This window comes from Martinezella rhizogenes (assembly GCF_027460065.1).
GTDB lineage: Bacteria > Pseudomonadota > Alphaproteobacteria > Rhizobiales > Rhizobiaceae > Agrobacterium > Agrobacterium rhizogenes_C.
This window is the reverse complement of the sequence record NZ_JAPYZZ010000049.1, coordinates 1-1177: the sequence shown is the minus strand read 5'-3', so window position 1 is coordinate 1177 and position 1177 is coordinate 1. Positions and strand designations below refer to the sequence as shown.

Annotated in this window: 3 protein-coding genes; 2 read left to right on the top strand and 1 reads right to left on the bottom strand. The window is 55.7% G+C overall.

Annotation, left to right across the window (positions count from 1 at the left end; all coding sequences use genetic code 11):
• Both O8B93_RS27830 and O8B93_RS27825 read left to right on the top strand, forming a co-directional pair.
• Positions 1 to 463: hypothetical protein (locus tag O8B93_RS27830; RefSeq protein WP_269713107.1), on the top strand; the 463-nt coding region annotated here is incomplete at its 5' end.
• The gene (locus O8B93_RS27825; RefSeq protein WP_269713106.1) at positions 423 to 974 is read left to right on the top strand and encodes a hypothetical protein; all 552 of its coding nucleotides are present in this window, start codon (positions 423 to 425) and stop codon (positions 972 to 974) included. The genes O8B93_RS27830 and O8B93_RS27825, both read left to right, overlap by 41 nt.
• On the opposite strand, the gene O8B93_RS27820 is transcribed toward O8B93_RS27825, so the two are convergent.
• A partial coding sequence (locus O8B93_RS27820; protein WP_269713105.1) for an integrase core domain-containing protein occupies positions 961 to 1177 on the bottom strand: 217 nt, incomplete at its 5' end. The two genes, O8B93_RS27825 and O8B93_RS27820, sit on opposite strands and share 14 nt — an antisense overlap.

Here is a 1177-nt window from a genome sequence, read left to right as displayed (position 1 = left end):
GCTGCTTCAGGCAACCGACGGCGATATCAGCCTCGATACCGAGACGCTGACTGTGGCTGACTTGAAGGACACCGACCAATACAAGAATGTCGGCGGTTCTATCGGCATGAGCGGCGGCGGGCTGAACTCCATCGGCTTCTCCTATGAGAAGAAGGACAAGCAGGGCGAAACCCGCACGACGCTGGATGCGTCAGGCGAATTGAACGTGACCATTCGCGACGCGGACAAGGACGGTGTTGCCGGAACGGACGCGGACAAGGCGGCAGCCGAGCAGCTTCTCGCTTCCATCAATAAGGATGCCTCTAAATATCAGGAGATCACCAAGGACAGCTACACCAAGCTGTCGGGTGAGCTTGACGTTCAGAACCTGATCGAGTTCGGCGATAACATAAGGGCTATCCAGAACTACAATAGGGCCATGAATGCGGCCGTTCCGGAAGCTGTTGCTGCTGGGGGGGCCTGAGAATGTCGACTATTATCGGCGCCTGTTGGCCAACGGCTTGACACCGGCTGAGGCGTCTCGCGCTATAGAGGCACCGGAAATCCAGCAATTTGTTTCAAGCCAACGTGTCTGGAACGAGGCTGTTGGTTTCTATGGTTCGGCGAACAAGGTACCGGCTGAAATCAAGGCCGCAGTCGCAAACGGCATTCTCCTCGATTTCTCGACGGGTGAACCGTTGATAAGACGGGAGGGCTGCGAAACCAACGGCTTTGGTTGTGAAGTCAAGTTCCAGACGCAAAATGCTGAAGGGATGCGTCAAGCCGAGATCGCAGTTTCCAATGCGAAGTCCGAGCTCGAAGCGTTGGTGCCTCAATTACAAGCCTTGCTTGACAAGGCGCTTTCCGGCGATCTCACGATCAATCCTGGTACACTGTCGCTCGAGATCGAAAAGACCAAGGCGAAGATTGCCGCGGCGATGTTCATCTATGGAGTGCCCCCCGTTTCGCCGGACATGTCGGCTAGATTGATTTAGCCCTGATGAACTGCCGAGGGGAAGCCATCTTGAGCGCGGAATGAGGATGGATTTCGTTGTAGTCTTCGATCCATCCGTCGATGAGCCGGAGCGCCGTTTCGGCGTCTGGCAAAGATGATATGCGCACGTAATCTCGCTTCAGGGTTTTGACGAAAGCCTCTGACATTCCGTTCGACTGCGGACTGGCCACCGGCGTGAAGCAG

What these genes read in the sequence shown, in the direction of transcription:
- O8B93_RS27825 (WP_269713106.1), top strand. Translation starts at nt 423, where the DNA reads ATGCGGCCGTTCCGGAAGCTGTTGCTGCTGGGGGGGCCTGAGAATGTC.